This is a genomic window from Tropicibacter oceani (assembly GCF_029958925.1).
Lineage (GTDB): Bacteria > Pseudomonadota > Alphaproteobacteria > Rhodobacterales > Rhodobacteraceae > Pacificoceanicola > Pacificoceanicola oceani.
On sequence record NZ_CP124616.1, the window covers coordinates 2,986,627 to 3,002,482 of the forward strand.

The 15,856-nt window shown below is 64.7% G+C and carries 14 protein-coding genes and 1 pseudogene; 2 read left to right on the plus strand and 13 right to left on the minus strand.

From position 1 onward, the window contains the following. The first annotated feature begins 127 nt into the window (after positions 1-127). On the plus strand, positions 128-946 hold the full coding sequence (locus tag QF118_RS14335; RefSeq protein ID WP_282299728.1) for an N-acetylmuramoyl-L-alanine amidase: 819 nt from the start codon (positions 128-130) through the stop codon (positions 944-946). A gap of 88 nt (positions 947-1,034) precedes the next feature. On the opposite strand, the gene rpmE is transcribed toward QF118_RS14335, so the two are convergent. The 10 genes and pseudogenes from rpmE to QF118_RS14385 all read right to left on the minus strand — a co-directional run bounded on the left by rpmE (position 1,035) and on the right by QF118_RS14385 (position 9,974). Next, on the minus strand, positions 1,035-1,256 hold the full coding sequence (gene rpmE / locus QF118_RS14340; RefSeq protein WP_282299729.1) for a 50S ribosomal protein L31: 222 nt from the start codon (positions 1,254-1,256) through the stop codon (positions 1,035-1,037). An 11-nt stretch (positions 1,257-1,267) separates the two neighbouring features. Beyond that, the gene (gene rplS, locus QF118_RS14345) at positions 1,268-1,651 is read right to left on the minus strand and encodes a 50S ribosomal protein L19 (RefSeq protein WP_282299730.1); all 384 of its coding nucleotides are present in this window, start codon (positions 1,649-1,651) and stop codon (positions 1,268-1,270) included. Positions 1,652-2,021: 370 nt separating this feature from the next. Beyond that, positions 2,022-2,519 (minus strand): annotated as a pseudogene (locus tag QF118_RS14350) (PLAT/LH2 domain-containing protein); the annotation flags it as partial. A gap of 181 nt (positions 2,520-2,700) precedes the next feature. Next, complete coding sequence (locus QF118_RS14355) at positions 2,701-3,165, minus strand: GNAT family N-acetyltransferase (RefSeq protein ID WP_317133878.1); 465 nt, start codon at positions 3,163-3,165, stop codon at positions 2,701-2,703. Further along, a complete protein-coding gene (trmD, locus tag QF118_RS14360; RefSeq protein WP_282299731.1) occupies positions 3,162-3,971 on the minus strand; it encodes a tRNA (guanosine(37)-N1)-methyltransferase TrmD in 810 nt (269 codons plus the stop codon). The genes QF118_RS14355 and trmD overlap by 4 nt, the downstream gene beginning before the upstream one ends. Before the next feature lie 58 nt (positions 3,972-4,029). After that, positions 4,030-5,142, minus strand: a complete 1,113-nt coding sequence (locus QF118_RS14365) for a hypothetical protein (RefSeq protein ID WP_282299732.1) — start codon at positions 5,140-5,142, stop codon at positions 4,030-4,032. A gap of 315 nt (positions 5,143-5,457) precedes the next feature. After that, a complete protein-coding gene (locus QF118_RS14370; RefSeq protein ID WP_282302486.1) occupies positions 5,458-6,360 on the minus strand; it encodes a fructose bisphosphate aldolase in 903 nt (300 codons plus the stop codon). Between the two features lie 146 nt (positions 6,361-6,506). Beyond that, positions 6,507-7,853: a cytochrome P450 gene (locus tag QF118_RS14375; RefSeq protein ID WP_282299733.1), complete on the minus strand. Its 1,347-nt coding sequence runs from the start codon at positions 7,851-7,853 to the stop codon at positions 6,507-6,509. After that, positions 7,850-9,085 (minus strand): hypothetical protein, encoded by a 1,236-nt coding sequence (locus QF118_RS14380; RefSeq protein ID WP_282299734.1) that lies wholly within the window; start codon positions 9,083-9,085, stop codon positions 7,850-7,852. Before QF118_RS14380 ends, QF118_RS14375 begins: the two co-directional genes overlap by 4 nt. 139 nt (positions 9,086-9,224) lie before the next feature. Further along, the gene (locus QF118_RS14385) at positions 9,225-9,974 is read right to left on the minus strand and encodes a cytochrome c biogenesis CcdA family protein (protein ID WP_282299735.1); all 750 of its coding nucleotides are present in this window, start codon (positions 9,972-9,974) and stop codon (positions 9,225-9,227) included. 126 nt (positions 9,975-10,100) lie between these two features. Here QF118_RS14385 and QF118_RS14390 point away from each other — a divergent pair, with 126 nt between their 5' ends. Further along, entirely contained in the window at positions 10,101-10,325 is a 225-nt protein-coding gene (locus tag QF118_RS14390; protein ID WP_282299736.1) for a sulfurtransferase TusA family protein, read from the plus strand. Between the two features lie 85 nt (positions 10,326-10,410). Here QF118_RS14390 and QF118_RS14395 read toward each other — a convergent pair whose 3' ends face one another. The 3 genes from QF118_RS14395 to QF118_RS14405 form a co-directional block, all read right to left on the minus strand. Continuing rightward, positions 10,411-13,350 carry a ribonuclease E/G gene (locus QF118_RS14395; protein ID WP_282299737.1) on the minus strand — a complete coding sequence of 980 codons (2,940 nt, stop codon included), beginning with the start codon at positions 13,348-13,350 and terminating at the stop codon, positions 10,411-10,413. A 414-nt stretch (positions 13,351-13,764) separates the two neighbouring features. Then, on the minus strand, positions 13,765-14,805 hold the full coding sequence (locus QF118_RS14400; RefSeq protein ID WP_282299738.1) for a Gfo/Idh/MocA family protein: 1,041 nt from the start codon (positions 14,803-14,805) through the stop codon (positions 13,765-13,767). A gap of 103 nt (positions 14,806-14,908) precedes the next feature. After that, positions 14,909-15,781 (minus strand): NAD(P)-dependent oxidoreductase, encoded by an 873-nt coding sequence (locus QF118_RS14405; protein ID WP_282299739.1) that lies wholly within the window; start codon positions 15,779-15,781, stop codon positions 14,909-14,911. Between the last annotated feature and the right edge of the window lie 75 nt (positions 15,782-15,856).

The window sequence follows — 15,856 nt, forward strand, 5'->3', positions numbered from 1 at the left end:
GCCACCACGGTATACCGTACGGCCCCGGCGCAGGCCGTGCCGCCGCTGCCGCTTGAAACGCCAGGCTTCTGACACAGGGCGTGACGTGGTATCCTTGCCGGGTATTTCAGCCCAAAAGGCATTTTCCATGGCCCGTTTCCTGATTACTGCGCTGGCATTTGCCCTGCTTTCCGGCCCGCTTGCCTCGGACCCTGCGGCGCTGACGGTGCCGGGCGAACAGCGCCCGCCCCTGACCAGGATCGACCCAGACGCCCTGCGCGGGTTCCGCCAGGACAGGATCACCCACATCACCTTTCACCACGAAGGATTTGCAGGCACCGATGCGGCGCTGTTTGCCCGGGCCTCGAAGGCGCGGATGCGGCAAAGCGCCAGCCAAAGGGTGCTGAACATCAACGCCTATCATGCCGGGGATGCCGGGCTGGGCATGATCGCCTATCACTATGTGGTCGGCCCTGATGGCAGCATCGTCAAGGGACGGCCGGTGCACCTGAAACCCGCGACCAGCTCAACCGCGCCCGGATCGTCGCAACTGGCCGATTTTGACGGGCATTTCGCCGTCATGGCGCTGGGGGATTTCGGCCATGAACACCTGACCGATGCGGCGCGGCTGTCGATGGTGCGCGTCATGTCGCAGGCCCAGAGGCTATACCGCGTGCCCACCGTCCATATCCAACCGCACAAGGCGCACGCCACCACCGCCTGCCCCGGCAAACACATCCTGGCCGAGGCCGAAGCGCTGGCCCGCATGGTGCAGTCCTATTCCCTGCAATCGGAACTGGCGGCGCGCGGCTGCGGTCAGATCACGCCTGACGGGATATTCGGCAAGGCCAGCCAAGCCGCGCTTGACCGCCTGCGCGGCAGTGCGGGCGGCGGCCTGACACGCACCACCACCGTTGAGGCGGCGCTGATGCACATGCTGAACGATCCTGGTGTGACCTGTCGCTAGGCGCGCCCTGCCCGCGACGAAGCCCGCGCCGAAACGCAAAACGCCGCCCCCGGGGGGACGGCGTTCGCAATCAGATCGAAAGCAGGTCTTAGAAGCCCAGGCCTTCGTATTTCTTCTTGAACTTCGACACGCGGCCGCCCTGGTCCATCAGACGCGAGTTGCCACCGGTCCAGGCCGGGTGCACGGTCGGGTCGATGTCCAGCTGCAGGGTGTCGCCTTCCTTGCCCCAGGTGGTGCGGGTCTGGAATTCGGTCCCATCGGTCATCTTGACGGTGATGAGGTGATAATCGGGATGCAGGTCCTTTTTCATCTCGTCGCTCCTTACGCGTCTGCGCCCTTGAGGGCTTTGTAGTTTGCGTCCTCGGCGATACGGGCGGATTTGCCGCGACGATCGCGCAGGTAGTACAGCTTGGCACGACGGACGCGGCCACGACGGACAACCTCGATGGTTTCGATGTTGGTCGAATACAGCGGGAACACGCGTTCGACGCCTTCACCAAAGGAAATCTTGCGGACCGTGAAGGACCCGGCGATGCCGGAACCGTTCTTGCGGCTGATGCACACGCCTTCATAGTTCTGAATACGGGTGCGGGTGCCTTCGGTCACCTTGAAGCCGACGCGAATGGTGTCGCCGGCCTTGAAATCGGGAATGGTCTTCCCGAGCGAGGCGATCTGTTCCGCCTCGAGCTGTGCGATCAGGTTCATCTGATCTCTCCTTATGTCATCGCGGTTTGCCCGCGGGTGATGTCTGGCCAGAGCTTTGATCCAAAAGGACAAAAGATGCGTCAGCTGTTCTTTGTTATGCCGGGCGCCCGGTCAGGGGCACCCAATATCCAAAGGCACCGAGTCGCCCCGATGCCCAAGAATGCGCGTGTGTACGGCGCAAAACCCAACAAAGCAAGGGCGAATGCAGTGGACCAAGGACCCGGGGCCGCGCTTTGCCTTTGCAACGGCGCGGTCGGCCGTGGGCACACTCAAACCCGTGGATCAAAGCGCAGCATGCGAGGGCGGCGATACCATTCTCTTGGGTCAATTGACGCTGCCCACATAATGAAAGGCACTCGCCCTTGCGGCCTCAGTCCTTTGGGATCACGAGAACCTGACCAACATTGATCCACGATTCCACAGTGAATTTCACCGGGTTGAGTTTCTTTGTGACGTCAAGAACATCTCTCCCGGTCACGATACGCATGAAGTTGTCCATGTTGACCTGGTCCGTCTGGGTGCCCGAGAATACGGTGATATGACCCAGCTTCCACATCGGGCTGGTGTGTCCTTTTTCGGCGCCCAACACGTTCTTTGCGATCCGAACGCCCTGCTCCAGGATGTGTTCGTCTTTCTTTGTAAGACTGGTTTCACTGTCCAGATCAGGCGATCCTTCGTATTTTCCTTCGGCCAACAAACCAACATAGATTACATCCACGTCCCCAACATCGTTGCAGACCACCGAATAGGTGTCGCAGTCACCCTTTTCGAAATCGTTGTACCCGCCCCTATCCAGATGCATGGACGGGGTAGTACCGCCCGGCCCTTTCAGAGCAATCCACACATCTTCGTCGGTACCGGCCTTGTCCTCGTGCGCTGTCTAGATTTCCAGGTAGTAGGTTCTTTTCGACATTTTCAGCCCCTGTTCACTGTGGAATTCAGATTTCACGTCTGGATCATACTGTAGGGCTATGCTGCCGACGCATTCCAGCTTTTTACGGCTGCAGGGGCGCTGCTCAATCGGGTCGGTGCCCAATTCATGCCCGGCCCTACAGCACCAGCTTGAACCCGGCGTGGCTTTGTTCGAACCCCAGGCCTTCATAGAACCGGTGCGCGTCCTTGCGGCTGGCGCTCGAGGTCAGTTGCACCATGCGGCAGCCCCTTTGGCGGGCTTCGTGCTGCGCCCAAGCGATCATCTGGCGGCCAAGGCCGGTGCCGCGCGCGGGGGTGTCGACGCGGACCGCTTCGATCTGGGCGCGCCATGCGCCGCGGTGCGACAGGCCGGGCAGAAAGGTCAGCTGCAAGGTGCCGACCACGCGGCCCGCGACCTCGGCCACGGCAAGATATTGGTTGGGGTCCCGGGCGATCGCCTGAAACGCCGCCAAATATCCGGCGTCCACCGGGTCCGAGACAACTTCGCGCGTGCTGCCCAGCGGATCATCCGCCAGCATACGGACGATCTGGGGGATGTCTTTGGTCGTGGCCCGGCGCATGGTCAGGGCGGGTGCGGTCACTTGCTGTCCTTCCCGGCCTGATGCGCCGCCCACAGATCGGGGCGGCGCTGCCGGGTCAGGGCCTCGGACTGGGCCTGCCGCCACTTGGCGATCTCGCCGTGGTGGCCAGACATCAGCACGTCGGGAATGGTCAGACCGTTCCATTCGGCGGGGCGGGTGAATTGCGGATGCTCCAGCAACCCCGAGGAATGGCTTTCCTCGACCGCGCTTTCGGCATTGCCCAGAACCCCCGGCAACAGCCGCACGGCGGCGTCCAGCATGGCCTGCGCGGCGATCTCTCCTCCGGTCAGGACGAAATCGCCCAGCGATACCTCTTCGATCCCGTAGTGATCCACCACCCGTTGATCCAGCCCTTCGAACCGGCCGCAGATCAGGGTGATCCCCGGCAGGCTGGCCCAGTGCTGCGCCATCTTCTGATCAAAGCGGCGACCGCGCGGCGACAGGTAGACCAAGGGCCCCGGCACGCGGCGCTGCGCGAAATCAATGGCATGGCCCATGACATCGGGGCGCAGCACCATCCCGGCGCCGCCCCCCGCGGGGGTGTCATCGACATTGCGGTGCTTGCCCATGCCGAAATCGCGCAGGTTGACGGTTTGCAGCTGCCACAGCTCGTCCTTCAGCGCCTTGCCGGTCAGCGACAGGCCCAGGATGCCGGGAAAGGCCTCGGGGAACAGGGTGATGACCTGAGCGCGCCAGGCGCGGGCCAGATCGTCGTCGTCCTCCATCAGGCTGCGCGGTTTCAGCGTTGCCTTGATGGTCTTGCGGCCATGCGATCTGGTCGGGGGTGTGCCGGGGGTTTGGGACATGGGCGCCGCTCCTTGTTTGGGCCCTGACTAATCCGCGGCGCGGCGCAGGTACAACCCCCTATGCCGCGCCCTGCCCGGCCGGAAAGTAATCGCGCACGTCCGGCGCGGCGATCAGGCGGCCGCTGCGCAGGCACCAATGGTCGCGTGCATAGGGCGCGCGCCCGGCATATTCGGTGAACAACCCGCAAGGCGCAGGCCAGCGCATGGCCCCGGTCTGCTCTGCCAGCGCCGCCAGCATGGTGTTGAAGCGTTGGGTGTCGCCCGCCACCGCATCCACCGGGTCAAGTGCCAGTTCGGATTGCCCATAGGCGCCGTCGTTCAACCCCTGGATCACCGTCAGAATGCGGTCCAGAAACCGGTCGTCGCCGCGCCGCGCCGCGTGCAGCAATGCGTCGCCCGCCGCCAGTTCGGCCATGTAAAGGGCAATGCTGGCCCGGTCGCAGCCGGGCTGTTCCACGCACCAAAGCGCCGCCTCCCGTTGATCGGGATCGGTGCGGTCATGGCCCAGGATGACCCGATGCCACAGATCCGGGTCCGGCGCGTTCAGCGCGCGCAACACGGGCAGCAGACCATGGGGCGCCTGCCCCCGGTTCTGCGCTTCCCACATCACCTGGCTGGCCTCGAACGCGGCGCGGTTGCGGTCGTGAACAGCCCGGTGGGCCGCGATTTCATTGACCCCGTCGCGCAGGTCCAGCATCAGGTCGGGCCGGGCAAAATACTGCGCCAGCGCGCCGGCCTCTTGCGGGGATGCGCGCAGCAGACGGTCCAGCACGGTCAGTTCCTGCACCAGGGCGCGCGGCAGGGTTTCGGCGCCGGCATGGCCCCAGCCCTGCATGACCCCGGTCAGAACCTCGGCAATGGCGCTGTCGCGGCCCGGCGGCGCGCCGGGGCTGTCATCGACGACCAATGTGGCCTGAATCAGCAGGCGGCGCGCCTGTTCGATATCCGGCAGATCATCGGGCAAACCGCGCGGGTCGCGCAGCAACCGCTGCGCCGCCCCCCGGCGCGCCGCCCCGCCCGATTGCCCGAACGAGGCAAGAATACCGACAAGCCCGCCCGCCCCGCCCAGCGTCAGCGTTACGGGCGCACTCAGCGCAGGCAGGGGAAACAGCAGAACGGCCAATGCGGGCGCAAGGGCAAGCGCTGCAAGATAGACACGCTGAATCGTCACAAGAAACCCTACTCTGCATCACTCGAATAAGGCTAAAATTGGACGAAAATTGTGGCAAGAAACGGGTTGGAAACCGCCTATTTCGCCGCCCCGGTTGCGCGGCTGGACACAGTGGCCCAAGGCATGCGGGATTGTTCCGATATCGGCCGCAAAGACAGATGAGCCTTTTCTTGCCGATGCAACCCAAGCGGGCAAAAGGGTAAAGGGTCGCGGGGGCCGCGAATCGAAGGACCGAAACGCACAGCGGGACGCAAACCATCCGGTCTGCGTCCCGCGAAAGGCTGGCCCGGGTGGCGGCAGCGCCGCCGCGACCGGTTACAGCGAAGCCTGGTAGATCTTGTCGATGTTGCTGCCAAGGGCGGCGTTGAAATCGGCATCCGACATCTGCTTGGTCAACCCTTCGGCCAGCGCACGGCTGAACGAGGCGATCATCTTGGGCTGGCGCGCCAGACGTTCGCAGGCCTCGTCGGTGGAATAGCCGCCCGACAGTGCCACGACCCGCACCACGTTGGGATGATCGGCCAGCGCGTCATACAGCCCGTCCTGCGACGGGATGGTCAGTTTCAGCATGATCCGCTCACCGGGTTTGAGCGTGTCCAGATGCGCGGCGATCCGGTCGCGCAGGATCACCTCGGCCTCGGCTTTGGTCGAGGAATGAATGTCAATCTCGGGTTCCAGGATCGGCACCAGTCCGGCGGCCACGACCTGGCGGCCGACCTCGAACTGCTGGGCGACGACGGCTTCGATGCCGGTCTCGTCCGCCTCGTGGATGACCGACCGTTCCTTGGTTCCAAAGACGCCAAAGCCCTTGGCATCCTTGAGAAGTGCATCAAGGCCCGGCATCGGCTTCATCAGCTGAACGCCGTTTGCCTTGGGCTCAAGCCCCTTGTCGATCTTGAGGAAGGGGATGATACCGCGGTCTTCCCACAGCACCTGCGCCACGGGTTTGCCGTCGATTTCGCCGCGCATGGTGCGTTCGAACAGGATCGCGCCCAGAACCTTGGCGCTGGTGAAATCGGGGGCCATGATGATACGCGAGCGCATGGCGTGGATTTCGGCGAACATCGCCTCTTCGCCGTCATAGTCGTCTTCCTGCACGCCGTATTGCAGCAGCGCCTTGGGGGTCGATCCGCCCGACTGGTCGAGCGCGGCGATAAAGCCCTTGCCCGTGGCCATCTGTTCGACCTGCTTTTCAAAGACTTCTGGGTGCTGCGCCATCATGAACCTCGTATGAAATATGCGGTTGGCCCTTGAATAGACGAGCCGCCCGCCCCTGGGTAGAGGCGCGCCAGACCTTTATCGCTAACAGTCTGAAACTATTTGCTGCGCCTGTCAGAGAATGGTTTTTTCGGCGAAAAATCTGGTTACCGCCGGTCGACCTGCAACCAGATGCCATCGCGCGACCGCACGGTCAGATGCGCCTCGGGGATCGGGGTTTTTCCCGGCACCGCCGTCACCCTCAGATCGCGCAGCAATAGCGACAGCAGCAGCGGCCCCTCGACCATGGCAAAGCCCGCGCCGGTGCAGACGCGCGGACCGGCGGAAAAGGGAATGTAAGCGTCGCGCGCGCAGGTCTTGCCGTTTTCGGTCTGCCAGCGCGCCGGGTCAAAGCCATCGGGGTTGTCCCACAGCCGTTCATGGCGGTGCAGGTGCCATGGGCTCAGCACCACTTGCGAGCCCTTGGGCAGGGTGCGGTCGCGAAACCGTTCCGGGCAGGTGTTTTCGCGCACCATCATCGGGACCGGCGGATACAGGCGCAGCGCCTCGCGGAACACGTCGCGGCTGATCTTCAGTTTCGAGACATCGCTGAAATCGCCGCTCAGCGCCTGTGCCTCGGTCGCGATCCTGTCCTGCCAGCCGGGGTTGGTGGCCACAAGGTACAGCGCCCAGGCCAGGGCGCTGGCGCTGGTTTCATGCCCCGCCAGGAAAAAGATCGCCACCTGGTCGACCATTTCGCGCGCATCAAAGGTATCGCCGGTTTGCGGGTCCACCGTCGTCATGATCTTGGTCGCCAGATCGTCAGGCGCGGTGCCTGCGGCGATCTCGCGCTGGCGGTCCTCGGTCAGCCCGGTGATCAGCGCGCGGATGCGGCGGGCGGTGTCCTTGGTATCGCGGCGAAAGAACCGCGGCATCCAACGCGGCAGCGGTACAAAGGCCGCCAGGTTCAGGATCGGCTGGGTACGCTGATAGGTGCGGAATTCGTGGAACACCTTTTGCGCCACCGCGTCCTCGATCGGGATGGAAAACAGCGTGCGAAAGATCACGTCGGCAGCGGCGTGGCTGGTGATCTCTTCGATCTCGACGGCCTCGCCCGCCCTGTCGGCCAGCCGTGCGCGCGCCGCCTCGGACGCCGCCCACATGGCGCCAAAGGTTTCGCGCAGTCGCCCGCCCTCGAACGCGGGGTCGATGATCCGGCGCTGGCGCTGCCACTGCGCGCCATTGGTCAAAAAGACCGAGTCCCCCAGCAAAGGCCGCAAACCTTCGCTGATCCGCCCGGATTTGGGAAAATCCATCGGCCGATCCTTGAGCACGGTTTTCACCAATTCGGGCTGGTTGACCATGTAGGACCGGAAGAACGGCGTCTTGAATTCCGCCATCCAGGCCCGGTACAGCCGCGCGGGCTGCGCGCTGAGGATATCCTGACGGAACAGTTTGACATAGCGCCACAGCGACACCCGATCAGGCCGCGCCTTGGGTTTGGGCGGGATCACGGCGCGACGCTCGTGAATTTCGACACGGCATGGTCGATGCGGCTGGCCGAGGGCGGGCGGTCCTTGTAACGCGTGCCTAGCGTCAGCGGCCCGGCAGTGATCTGGAAATAGTCGTAATCCAGCGGCGCATCGAAGGCGCAAAGATACTGGAAATGCAGCCGGAAGAACCGCCAGCGCAGTTCCTTCCAGCGCGCGGGGCTGAGCGATTTGGTGAACTGCGCCGAAAACACCAGCGGCCAGCGTTTGTCCTTGGGCGCGACGCCCGAAACGCTGACCGGATCACACAGCGCAAAGGCGCAGCCATCGCCCGGCGCGGTCACATCGACCCAGGTCAGTTCATCGCGGGCGGACAGATAGCGCAGATCGGCGCGCAGCCGGTGCGCGTTGCGCAGGAACGACACCATCGGCACCACCTGCCCTAGGCTGAGAAACCCCAGCTTTGGCCCGTTTTCAGGCACTCCACCGGCGCGGATCAGGTCCGACAGGATCGACACCGCCAGATGCGCGCCCGAGCTGTGGCCGACCACCAGCACCTCGTCCACATCCGATTTCAGCGCGTCCGCGATGGTCTGGGTGAAAACCGCCATCCGCGCCTCAAGCTCGGGCGGGTTGGCGCCCTTGTGCTGCGCCGAATAGGCGTAGTCGTGCATCAGGTAATAGGCAAAGAACTTGCCGTCTTTCTTCTTGAACCAGCGCAGCAGGGCCACGACCGTTGCGGCCATGGCGCCAAGGCCCAACAGCAGAGCGGCAAAGCCGATTACCGGGGTGGCCATGGCGATCACCGCAAAAGCGACCCAGCCCAGCAGCAGCGCCAACAGCAATTGTCCGATCAGCATCCCGATGGGGTAAAGCGCGGCAATCACCGGGCCTTTTCGCAATCGCATCAGCCGCCACAGCGCGCCCGACCCGATGTATTCCGCCGCCGTGCGGACCAGTTGGGCATAGGTGGCGGGGATCGAGGTCTCCATGCTGTCGCGGACAATGTCCGACCAGACGAGGACTTCGACATCGGATTGCACATCGGCGCCGTCGATGCGCGCCTGAACATGCCAGCCATAGTTGTCGCCGCCTTTGCCCGGGCTGAGCGTCAGCTCATAGCCGGAAATCCGCGCCTGATCGGCGCCTTCCTTGCGGTAGAGTTCACGGTAACGCCGGGGATGAATCGGATCGTAGCCGGGAATGTAGAACACCCGGCGGCGCGTGACCTGTGGTTGTGACGGCTTTGCTGTCATGCCTGCTGCCCTTGTTATTCGGGCAGTCTAGCGCGCATTTCCGGCAAGAGTAAGGCCTGCGGGCAGGTTGGCATGGGGGCTCTGCCCCCGTCCCTTGCGGGACTCCCCCGGGATATTTGGGGCAATTGGAAGAGCGGCGTCAGCCCAGGGCGCCAAGCGCCGGGAAGGTTTCCAGAAGCCAGAAGGATAGCGCCGAAAAGCCGCCCGTCAGCATCAAAAGGCCGATGGTCCAGAGCAGCAGGCCCATGGCGCGTTCGATCTGCTCCATGTGGCGTTTCATCCAGGACATGGCACCGGTGAGTTTTGGCAGGAAGGCCGCGACCAGCAGGAAGGGAATGCCCAGCCCGGCCGCATAGACGCCCAGCAACAGCGTGCCGCGGGTGAGCGACGCCTCGGAGGCGGCAAGCGACAGGATCGCGCCCAGTTGCGGGCCGATGCAGGGCGTCCAGCCAAAGGCGAAGGCAAGGCCGAGGATATAGGCGCCAAAGGCGCTGCCGCCGCGGTCACCGGCATCGAGCCGCGCCTCTCGGTCGAGAAAGCCGATGCGGTAGACGCCGATGAAATGCGCGCCAAAGATCATCACGATGATGCCGGCGGCGGTGTTGAACCAATCCTGGTATTGCAGCAGCGCGGTGCCCGCCGCCGAGGCCGCAAAGCCGAGCAGCAGGAAGACGGTGGACAGACCAAGGACGAAGAACAGCGCCGCCAACAGGACCTTGCCCCGGCCCGTGTCGCGGTTCATGTCGCCAAGGGACACGCCGCTCATGTAGGCGAGGTAAGGCGGCACCACCGGCAACACGCAGGGCGACAGGAAGGACACCAGCCCGGCCAGAAGCGCCACGATCATGGCGGGCAAAAGCGATGCGTCGATGATCTCGATTCCAAACATGATTGACCAGATAGGCCATTGCGCGGGCGGCGTCACCACGGCTTTCGGTCACATCCTCGTGGTGCGGGGCGGGGCGCTGCGGGAATCGGATTCCCTTTTGTTTCGAAAGGCCCTAAATCCTTGCGCATGACCCATGATCTTGATGCCACCGGGCTGCTGTGCCCCCTGCCCGTTCTCAAAGCCCGCAAGCGGCTGCAGGCGCTTGCGCCCGGCGATCGGTTGATCGTGCGCACCGATGATCCCGCCGCCGTGATCGACATGCCGCATTTTTGCAACGAGGCAGGCCATGAGCTGGCCGCGTCGCGCGAAGACGGTGCGGCGATGGTCTGGGAAATCATCAAGGCGGGCTGAGAAGGCGGCTGGGCTGACCGCGCGCGCGCGCAACGAAAAAGGACGGACCCGGGGGCCCGTCCTTTTGTTTTTCTGCCTCAGTGGCTTAGCGCCCCAGGGACCACCAGCCGCGCTTTTTCGGCTTGTCGTCTTCGGCGCTGGCCTCGGCCACCGTTTCAACGGCGGGCTCGGCTGTGGCCGTTTCGACCACGGGTTCGGCTTCGCTGACCTCGGCGACCGGTTCAGGGGCCGGTTCGGGCTGGGCCGTCTCGGCCACCGGCTCTGCGGCGGGCGCGGCTTCGGTCGTTTCATCGGCGGTTCCGACGACCTCGGCGATCACCTCGGCGGCCTTGCGGCGGGTGCGGCGCGGTTTGGCCGGAGCCTTGGGCGCCTGCGCCTCTTCGGAGGCCTCGGCCTGCGGTTCAGCCGCTGCGGGTTCGGGCTGCGCCGTGGTTTCGGCCTCGGGTGCGGCCTGGCCTTCGGGCTGGGCTTCTGCCTCCTGGGCTTCGGCCTCGGGCTCGGGGGCCTTTTTCTTGCGCGTGCGGGTGCGCTTGGCCTTGGGTTTGGGCGCGTCCTCTGCCTCGGCGGTGTCGTCTTTGGGCGCGGCCTCGGCGGTTGCCTCTTGCACGTCGCCCTCGGCGGTTGCCTCGTCGTCGGATTTCACCGTCTTGGCGCGCGAGCGCGAACGGGTGCTGCGTTTGCGCTTGGGCTTTTCCTCGGCCTCGGCCTCGGCTTGGACCGCAGGTTCGCCGGCTTCGGCCTCGGCTGCTGCTTCGGCAGGCTCGGCGGGGGCATCAGCCGTATCGGCGCTCTCGCCGTCCTGATCGCCGGCCATGTCCTGACCGTTGTCATCGCCGTTGCCGTTCTTGCGACGACGCCGACGACGACGGCGCTTTTTCGGCTTGTCGTCTTCGCTGGCGGACGGGCTTGCCGCGGCTGCCTCTGCGGCTTCTGCCGCTTCGGCTTCGTCCTCGTCATCCCAGGCCGATGTGGTACTGCCGTCGATTTCATCCATCAAGGTGGTGTCCACCGACACGACAGGCGCCACCACTTCGGGCACGGCGCGGGTCGCGGTCTTGAACTTTTCCATGGTGTAATCGGGCGCCACCAGATGCGCGTCGCCTTCGATGCGCACGGACATGCCGTAGCGCGATTCGATCTGGGCGATGTGTTCGCGTTTCTGGTTCATCAGGTAGTTGGCGATCGAAACCGGGCATTTCACCAGCACTTCGCGCGACCGGCGGCGGGTGCCTTCTTCCTCGATCTGGCGCAGCACCTGCAGGGCCATGTTGTCGTCCGAGCGGATCAGACCCGTGCCGTGGCACGAGGGGCACGGCGCTGTCGTTGCCTCGATCATGCCCGGGCGCAGACGCTGGCGGGACATTTCAAGCAGGCCAAAGCCGCTGATCCGGCCCACCTGGATGCGGGCGCGGTCGGTCTTCAGCTTGTCTTTCAGCTTTTTCTCGACGGCGGCGTTGTTCTTGCGCTCGTCCATGTCGATGAAGTCGATGACGATCAGGCCGGCAAGGTCACGCAGACGCAGCTGGCGGGCTACCTCTTCGGCGGCCTCCAGGTTGGTCTTGGTCGCGGTTTCCTCGATGCTGCCCTCTTTGGTGGCACGGCCCGAGTTGACGTCGATGGCCACCAGCGCCTCGGTCACGCCGATCACGATGTAACCGCCGGATTTCAGCTGGACCGTCGGGTTGAACATGCCCGACAGGTAGCTTTCGACCTGGTGGCGCGCGAACAGCGGCATCTGGTCGACATAGTGTTTCACGTTCTTGGCGTGGGACGGCATGATCATCTTCATGAAGTCCTTGGCGATGCGGTAGCCGCGCTCGCCCTCGACCAGAACTTCGTCGATCTCGCGGTTGTACAAATCGCGGATCGAGCGTTTGATCAGGTCGCCCTCTTCATAGATCTTCGCCGGGGCGCTGGATTTCAGCGTCAGTTCGCGGATCTGTTCCCACAGCCGCTGAAGGTATTCGTAGTCGCGCTTGATCTCGGTCTTGGTGCGCTTGGCACCGGCGGTCCGGATGATCAGGCCCGCGCCCTTGGGCACGTCGATCTCGCCCGCGATTTCCTTGAGCTTGGAGCGGTCGGCGGCATTGGTGATCTTGCGGCTGATGCCACCGCCACGCGCGGTGTTCGGCATCAGGACACAGTAACGACCGGCCAGCGACAGATAGGTGGTCAGGGCCGCGCCCTTGTTGCCGCGCTCTTCCTTGACGACCTGCACCAGAAGGATCTGACGAACCTTGATGACTTCCTGGATCTTGTATTTGCGCGGACGCGGCTTGCGGCGCGGACGGATGTCTTCTTCCGAGTCGTCGTCCGACACGGATTCGATGGATTCGTCCTTGCTGGCGGCGTCTGCTTCGTCGTCGTCGCCATCGTCTGCTTCGTCGTCGCCGTCATCATCCGCCTCTTCGGCGGCCTCGGGACGGGCTGCCTCGGCTTCTGCTGCGGGGGCCTCGGCCTCGGCGGTGGTTTCGGCGGTGGTTTCGGCGGCAAGCTCATCGGGGTCGGCGACGGGGGTTTCGTGCACCGTCTCCATCGGGGACAGGCCTTCGCCCGGTGCGCCCTCTTCGGTGTCGTCGCCCAGGTCGATGGTTTCCATGCCGCTGACTTCGCGGGACGGTTCCGCCGTGATCACCTCGTCATCGGACTTGGCGTTCTCGGCCTGGCTGGGCTTGCGGCGCGACCGGCCGCGCGTGCGCTTTTTCGGGCGCTCGCGTTCTTCTTCTTCCTCGGCAGCAAGGGCCGCCTCTTCCTCCATCAGCGCCTTACGGTCGGCGATGGGGATCTGGTAATAATCGGGGTGAATTTCCGAAAAGGCGAGGAAACCATGGCGGTTGCCGCCATAGTCCACGAAAGCCGCCTGCAACGAGGGTTCGACCCGCGTGACTTTGGCTAGATAGATATTTCCTGCAAGCTGGCGCTTGTTTTCGGATTCAAAGTCGAACTCCTCAACCTTGTTTCCGTCCACCACCACGACGCGGGTCTCTTCCGCGTGGGTGGCATCGATGAGCATTTTCTTTGCCATGTGATCCAATTGCGCAGCAAAGCGCCCCCGTGCCCGGGTGGGGCCGAGGTGCCAGTGCTGTGTCTTGTCAATGCGAGGGATGGCGCGCGGGCATGGAGGGCGCCTTGCGTCCCTGCATCATGCCTGTGTGTGGTCGCGCGCTTCATCGCGTTTCTTCTCCGACGCTCTGCCCGTCCTGGAACCGGGGGCGCCCATTCAAGGCCCGTCGCCTTTGGCGGTTCGGGCACGGTACTTCGGCCTGTTGGGGCCAGATCGGCCTGACAGGGATGTTTTGTCCTGCATCCGTGTCAGCGAAACTTTCGGGACCTGCCGTCACGGGCAGTATCCTGTCAGACAACATAAAGGCAGGCGGGGGCAAATGACAATGGGCAATCGTGCTGACCTGCCCGCCGATGCCAGCCGGGCGCGCTGCCGTCAGGCCAGCGGGTCGGACATGGCGACAACGCGCCCCGCCTCCGAGCTGCGCTCGATCGCGGCGATCAGGCGCTGCGCGGCCAGCCCGTCCTGCCCGGTCGCCATGGGCGCGCGCCCGCTGCCGATGGCCTCGACGAAATCCTCGATCACGCGCTGGTGCCAGGTATGCTTGGCCACCTGCTCGGGGGTCTGCGGGGCCTGTTCGCGGCCTCCGTCGCGCCAATGCACCATCAACTGGTCACGCCCCACGCAAAGCGAGCCCTTTTCGAAATGCAGCCAGATTTCTTCGCCGCGATTGGGGAAACTCGCGGTGCTGACGCTCAGCGACCCCACCGCCCCGTTGGCAAAGCGCAGCCCGGCCACGGCCATATCTTCGGATTCCATCTGGTGCAGCGGGGTGGTGGCGGTCATCGCCTGCACCTGGGTTACCGAGCCGGTCAGGCTCAGCGCCAGGTCAAAGGTGTGAATCGCCTGCGTCAGCATCACGCCGCCGCCGTCGCGCGCATAGGTGCCGCGGCCCAATTCGTCGTAATAGGATTGATCGCGCCACAGCGGGGCCGCGATTTCCACATGCCCCAGCGCCCCCAGCGCGCCGCTGTCGATGTACCGGCGCGCCGCGACCGAGGCCGCTCGCGCGCGGTGCTGGAACAGAACGCCCAGGGTGACGCCGGCCTCGGCACAGATCGCGACCACCTGCTCGGCCTCGGCCAGGGTGCGGGCCAGGGGCTTTTCCAGCAGGATATGCTTGCCCGCCGCGGCCAGCGCCCCGATCAGCTCGATCCGCACGCTGGGCGGCGTTGCGACGATCACCACCTGCACGTCGGGCGCCTGAAGCACCTCGGACAGATCGGCGGTAAAGCGCGGCGCGGGGCCGTCATAGTGTTCGGCCAACGGCAGCGCCCGTTCCGGCCGCCGCGAGACGACCGCCGCCAGCCGCACCCGGTCCTGCATCGCCGACAGCGCCGCCACATGGGAAGGCCCGATCATGCCCGCGCCGATCAGGGCGATCCCGATCCGGCTGTCGTCTGGTTGTCGCGTCATGGCACCCTGCCCTCTTTGATACACTGCGCCCGCCGGGCAAGTCCGCCTGGCTGGCGTTTCACATACCGGTCCGGTCAGGCCGCAAGGCCCCTTGCCGCGCCGGTCAGCCGAATTCGCGCAGACGCTTGATCAGCGACGAGGTGTCCCAGCGCCCGCCGCCCAGCTTTTGCACATCCTTGTAGAACTGGTCGACCAGCGCTGTCACCGGCAGGGATGCGCCGTTTTCATTGGCGGTTTGCAGGCAGATGCCCAGATCCTTGCGCATCCAGTCAACGGCAAAGCCATGTTCGAAATGATCGTCCAGCATGGTTTCATAGCGGTTGACCATCTGCCAGCTGCCCGCCGCTCCGCCGCCGATCACCTCGACCACAGCGCGCCCGTCAAGGCCCGCCTTTTCGGCAAAGTGCAGCCCTTCGGACAGACCCTGCACCAGACCGGCGATGCAGATCTGGTTGACCATCTTGCACAGCTGGCCCGACCCGCTTTCGCCCAGCCGCTTGCACAGCTTGGAATAGGCGTCGATCATCGGTTCGGCTTTGTCATAGGCGTCCTGCGCGCCGCCGCACATCACCACCAGCGCGCCATTTTCGGCCCCCGCCTGCCCGCCCGAGATCGGCGCATCGACAAAGGCGATGCCGCTGTCGGCGGCAGCGGCGTGCAATTCGCGCGTGACCTGCGCCGAAACCGTGGTGTGATCGACAAACACCGCGCCCGCCTCCATCCCGGCAAAGGCCCCGTCATCGCCCAGGCAGACCGAGCGCAGATCGTCATCGTTGCCGACGCAGGACATCACGAAATCGGCCCCCTGCGCCGCCGCGCGCGGCGTGGTGGCAAAGGCGCCGCCATGTTCGGAAACCCATTTTTCGGCCTTCGCGGCGGTGCGGTTGTAGACGGTCACGTCATGCCCCGCCTTGGCCAGGTAGCCCGCCATCGGATAGCCCATGACTCCCAGCCCCAGAAATGCAACCTTTGCCATTCACTCTCTCCCTCTTGCACGCCTTCGCCGCCCGCGCCCCTTGGCATCCGGCCAAGGGCAGGCTAAGCCCCGTTG

Coding starts and splice junctions, on each gene's coding strand:
- QF118_RS14335 (WP_282299728.1), top strand. CDS start 128: ATGGCCCGTTTCCTGATTACTGCGCTGGCATTTGCCCTGCTTTCCGGC.
- rpmE (WP_282299729.1), bottom strand. CDS start 1,256: ATGAAAAAGGACCTGCATCCCGATTATCACCTCATCACCGTCAAGATG.
- rplS (WP_282299730.1), bottom strand. CDS start 1,651: ATGAACCTGATCGCACAGCTCGAGGCGGAACAGATCGCCTCGCTCGGG.
- trmD (WP_282299731.1), bottom strand. CDS start 3,971: ATGTCCCAAACCCCCGGCACACCCCCGACCAGATCGCATGGCCGCAAG.
- QF118_RS14370 (WP_282302486.1), bottom strand. CDS start 6,360: ATGGCGCAGCACCCAGAAGTCTTTGAAAAGCAGGTCGAACAGATGGCC.
- QF118_RS14380 (WP_282299734.1), bottom strand. CDS start 9,085: ATGACAGCAAAGCCGTCACAACCACAGGTCACGCGCCGCCGGGTGTTC.
- QF118_RS14385 (WP_282299735.1), bottom strand. CDS start 9,974: ATGTTTGGAATCGAGATCATCGACGCATCGCTTTTGCCCGCCATGATC.
- QF118_RS14390 (WP_282299736.1), top strand. CDS start 10,101: ATGACCCATGATCTTGATGCCACCGGGCTGCTGTGCCCCCTGCCCGTT.
- QF118_RS14395 (WP_282299737.1), bottom strand. CDS start 13,350: ATGGCAAAGAAAATGCTCATCGATGCCACCCACGCGGAAGAGACCCGC.
- QF118_RS14400 (WP_282299738.1), bottom strand. CDS start 14,805: ATGACGCGACAACCAGACGACAGCCGGATCGGGATCGCCCTGATCGGC.
- QF118_RS14405 (WP_282299739.1), bottom strand. CDS start 15,781: ATGGCAAAGGTTGCATTTCTGGGGCTGGGAGTCATGGGCTATCCGATG.